The organism is Phenylobacterium sp. (genome assembly GCF_031425575.1).
Taxonomy (GTDB): Bacteria; Pseudomonadota; Alphaproteobacteria; order Caulobacterales; family Caulobacteraceae; genus Phenylobacterium.
In genome coordinates, this window is sequence record NZ_JANPJP010000261.1 from 1 (window position 1) to 4548 (window position 4548).

The window sequence follows — 4548 nt, forward strand, 5'->3', positions numbered from 1 at the left end:
TTCAGGTGCCGCTCGGCGTTGGCCTCCAGGCGCAGGCCGGCCTCGTGGATGGTGCAGGTCTCGCGGATACAGGTGACCACGTCCTGCAGGGCCCGGCGCTCGGGGCCGTGATAGAGAACGTCGTTGGTGGCCACCATGGGCGCGCCGCTGGCCTGGGCCAGGGCCGCCAGCTTCGACAACCGGTGCAGATCCCGCGCGCCATAGGGCCGCGACGCCGCCAGCCAGACCGCGCCGCGCAGGGCCTGGGCGATCATCACCAGCTTGGCCTCGAATTCGGCGTCCAGGCGAAGCGGCGCAACCACCAGGGTGAGCTGGCCCTCGGCGTGCAGGAGATAGTCCTCCCAGTGCAGTTCGCACTCGCCCTTGAGGCAGCGCCGCTGGCCCGCCGTGAGCAGGCGGGTCAGCCGGCCATAGGCCTCGCGGTCTGAGGGGTAGCAGAGCAGGCTTGGCGTCCCGTCGGCGAAATCGAGACGGCAGCCGGTGAAGGCGCGGAACGTCGTGTGCTTCCCCAGGTCCTTCACCGCCGACCAGGCGCGCACCACACCGGCCAGGCTGTTGCGGTCGACAATGCCAATGGCGTCGAGGCCCAGGGCCGCACCCGTCTCCACCAGTTCGTGCGGGTGCGACGCGCCCCGCAGGAAGGAGAAGTTGGTGGTGGCCTGGAGTTCGACATAGCGGGTCATGCGAACAGCCCGTGCACCCACCACCGGGCCTCGACACCTGGGGCGTAGATCCCGGCCCGGAACAGCCAGAAGCGGGCGCCGGCCTCGTCTTCCACCCGGTAATAGTCGCGGATGTGCGTGGTGCGGGCGTCCTCGATTGCGCCGCGCCACCATTCTTCGCCGATCCGCTCAGGCCCCTCGGCCCGGCGCACCCGGTGCATCTGGCCCCGCCAGCGGAACTGCACCGGCGGGTCATCGGGGATCGGGGCCATCACCAGTTCCAGGGGTTCGGACCGGCTGAACAGGCGCAGGGGCCGGGGGCGTTCAGGGTCCCATCCGGCCAGGGGCGGGGCCATGGGCGCGCCCGGCGCGGCGGACTGTTCGGGGACGTGGCTTTCCACCGGACGCGCCCTCCAGACCCGGTCCTCGCCCAGCCGGTTGGTGAGCCGGTCGATGAGGGGCGCGAGGCCCTCGGCGCCGCTGGCCTCGATCAGACTGTCGAGACGGGCCTGGCGGCCGGACACCGGCTCCACCTCGGAGGCCTCCAGGGTCACAACCTCGATCCCGAAGCCCGGATCGACGGTCTCCAGCTTCGGCGCGAACAGCTTGGCGATGCGGGCGGCGTCGCGCCCGGCCAGGGACAGGCCGATGGTCAGGAGCGCGACATGGCCATCCAGGCGGTGGAAGCAGAGCTCGAAGCGCCGCGCCCCCTGCCCCTCCTTTTCCAGCCGCGCGCAGAGCTTGGCGGCGACGTCGAAGGCGACGCGGGCCATGTCATCCGGCGCGCTGATCGGCTCGGCGAAGGCCAGGCGGGCGAACCAGGGATTGGGCGGGCGGCGATAGGTCAACGCCTCCTTGGAACGCCCTAGGGCCTGGTCAATGCGGGTCAGGGTCTCGATGCCGAAGCGGCGGGCGAGCGGCGCGCGGGGAATGTCGAAGAGCTGGGCCAGAGCCTTCAGGCCCAGGCGGTCGATCTGGGCGGCGGTCTCCGGCTCCAGCCGCAGGGCCGCCGGCGGCAGGGGCGCCAGCAGGCCGATCTGCTGTCCGGGCCGGGCGATGGCGCCGTCCTCGCCATAGTGGGCCAGCGCCCAGGCCGCGCCAGGGGTGTCGGCGATGGCGACGCGGAAGGCCAGGCCATTGGCCATCAACCGGGCGCGGAAATCGGCCAGCAGGACCTCTTCCCCGCCCCACAGGTGAGCGACGCCGCTGATGTCGAGGAACAGGCCGGCGGGTTCGTCGGCGGCGACGGCCGGCGAGAAGCGGACGCACCAGTCCACCAGGGCCGACAACGCCAGGGCGTCGGCCTCCGGCTCGGCCTCGGCCGTGACCAGTTCGGGGGCGATGGCCGCCGCATCGGTGGCCTTCTGGCCCACATAGAGGCCCAACCTGCGGCCCGCCCGATCCACGGCCGACAGACGTCGCGTCCCTTTGGCGGACTCGATCAGGGCGAAAGGGCTAGCCGGCGCGGCGGAGGGGTTGCGCCGGCGCCAGTTGGAGATCGCCCAGAGGGGCGACCAGGCGCAGAGGATGCGTGCCATCAGAAGCCTCATGGGTGTAGGCGTCGCCCGCCTCGAACAGCCAGGCGCCGGTGCGGCCGCCGCGGCAGCGCTCCAGGGTCACCGCCCAGCGCGGGGGACCCAGTCCAAATTCCCCCGGTCCCGGCTCGCTGGCGGCGGGGGTCACCCGCCAGCGGCTGGCCGCGGCCGAGCCGGTCGCGCCCTTGAGCTTGCCGCCATAGGGCCGCCTGCGGATCACGAAGCCGGTGGCGCCGCGCTTTTCGCAGGCCAGCTGCAAGCGTCTCCCGGCGGTCAGGCTGACGGCCTCCACCTCGGCGAAGACGGCGGCGACGCCGGGGGTGGCCAGGGCGTCCTCGGCCACGGCCAGGGCCTCGTCCTCGTCGCGGGCGCAGACCTGGATCAGCCGCTCGGCGGGAAAGCCCAGCCCCACCAGGCCCGGCGCGAAGAGGTCGTCGCGGCGCAGGATCCACACCGCCTCGCCGCGCCTGGCGAGCGGCGCGGCTGTCAGGGCGGCGAAGGCGGAGGGGCAGGCGGCGGTCTCGGCCTCCATCCCCTCCGCCCCGAACTCGTGCCAGCAGCCGAGCGGGAGACCACCGTCCAGGAAGCAGCTGTCGATCCGGGGATCGCCGAAGGGCAGGGATTCAGAGTCAGCCCGTCCGCCCGCCTCGAGGGTGGCGATCTTCGCCTTGAGAGCGGCGAGCCGCTCATCGCGAAAACCGGACATGGCTTCCTGTTCCTTTGTTCCTATTTTGTTCTAGGCTCGGATCAGAAAGAGTCAATCACCCCATGGTGGAGTCAGTTTCCGGCTACAGGCTGAATTTCTTCCGGCTCGGGATCGACCGTGAACCGGACGGCGTCGATCTGGGTCCGGCCCTCGATCCAAGCGCGCGCGATCCGGTGGCCACCGTCCATCAGGCGGCCGTCGGCGGAGAAGATGATCGGATAGGAAAGGTCGGCCGCCATGATCCGCCGCGTGTGCCCGGCCACGTCGCGCAGGCTGGGCGCCCGTCCTCCGAACCAGCAGTCCCGGTCGAATTCCGGGATATCGGCGATGGCGACCTGGATCACCGGCAGTCCGGCGGCGGCGGCCCACAGCTTCTGCGTCAGCCAGTAGGCCCGGCCGTCGGGGACGGTGTGGGAATGTCGTTCGGGACGAGACATGGCGGCAGCTTCACCAGGAAGCCGCCGCCGATCAAGTTTTAGAACCGCAGGGTGCGGGCTTCCTTCACGTGCGGCAGGGCGCGGATCTTGGTGATCAGGGCTTCTGACGGGTCCTGGTCGACGCCCACCAGGGCGATGGCGTCCTCGCCGGCGGAGACCCGGCCCAGGTTGAAGGTGGCGATGTTGACATTGGCGTCGGCCAGGACGGCGCCGAGATTGCCGATGAAGCCCGGCTTATCCAGGTTGTTGACGTAGAGCATGGTGGAGCCGAAGGGCGCGTCCAGGTCCATGCCCTTGACCTCAATGATGCGCGGGGCGCCCGCCATCACCGAACCGGCGAAGGAGCGCTTGCCCATCGCCGTGGTGACGGTGATCCGCACCAGGCTCTCATAGATGGGGCTGTCGTCCTGCTTGCTCTCCGAGACGGAGATGCCGCGCTCGCGGGCGATGGCCGGCGCCGAGACCATGTTGATCTCCGCCAGCATGGGACGCATCACCCCGGCCAGGGCCGCAGCGGTCAGGGGACGGGTGTTGAGGTTGGCGACCTCGCCCTCATAGGCGATGTCGATGGCCTTGACCTCGACGTCGACCATCTGGCCGGCGAAGGCGCCAAGGCGTTCGGCCAGGGCCACGAAGGGCTTCAGCTTGGGCGCTTCGTCGGCGGTGACCGAGGGGCTGTTCAGGGCGTTGGAAACCGCGCCGGTGAGCAGGTAGTCACTCATCTGCTCGGCGACCTGCAGGGCCACGTTCTCCTGGGCCTCCATGGTCGAGGCGCCCAGGTGGGGGGTGGCGATGAAGTTCTCGGCGCCGAACAACACGTTGTCCTTGGCCGGCTCCTCCACGAAGACGTCAAAGCCCGCGCCGCCGATGTGGCCGCTGTCGAGGCCGGCGCGCAGGGCGGCTTCATCCACCAGGCCGCCGCGGGCGCAGTTGATGATCAGCACGCCCTTCTTGGCCTTGGCCAGGGCCTCGGCCGACAGGATGTTGCGGGTCTTGTCGGTGAGCGGGGTGTGCAGGGTGATGACGTCGGCGCGGGCCAGCAGCTCGTCGAGCTCGACCTTCTCCACGCCCAGCTCCACGGCGCGTTCCGCCGAGAGGAAGGGGTCGTAGGCCACGACCTTCATCTTCAGGCCGTTGGCGCGGTCGGCGACGATGCCGCCGATATTGCCGGCGCCGATCAGGCCGAGCGTCTTGGCGTAAAGCTCCAC

The 4548-nt window shown here is 70.6% G+C and carries 5 protein-coding genes; all 5 read right to left on the reverse strand.

Annotated elements, in window-relative coordinates; translation table 11 throughout:
• The coding region (locus tag RMO97_RS15165; protein WP_310541880.1) for a PHP domain-containing protein at positions 1 to 683 on the reverse strand (683 nt) is incomplete at its 3' end.
• The gene (locus RMO97_RS15170) at positions 680 to 2200 is read right to left on the reverse strand and encodes a DUF6504 family protein (RefSeq protein ID WP_409035319.1); all 1521 of its coding nucleotides are present in this window, start codon (positions 2198 to 2200) and stop codon (positions 680 to 682) included. The genes RMO97_RS15165 and RMO97_RS15170, both read right to left, overlap by 4 nt.
• Complete coding sequence (locus tag RMO97_RS15175; protein WP_310541881.1) at positions 2118 to 2903, reverse strand: protein imuA; 786 nt, start codon at positions 2901 to 2903, stop codon at positions 2118 to 2120. Before RMO97_RS15175 ends, RMO97_RS15170 begins: the two co-directional genes overlap by 83 nt.
• A 71-nt stretch (positions 2904 to 2974) precedes the next feature.
• Complete coding sequence (locus RMO97_RS15180; RefSeq protein WP_310541882.1) at positions 2975 to 3340, reverse strand: hypothetical protein; 366 nt, start codon at positions 3338 to 3340, stop codon at positions 2975 to 2977.
• A 38-nt stretch (positions 3341 to 3378) separates the two neighbouring features.
• A partial coding sequence (gene serA, locus RMO97_RS15185; RefSeq protein ID WP_310541883.1) for a phosphoglycerate dehydrogenase occupies positions 3379 to 4548 on the reverse strand: 1170 nt, incomplete at its 5' end.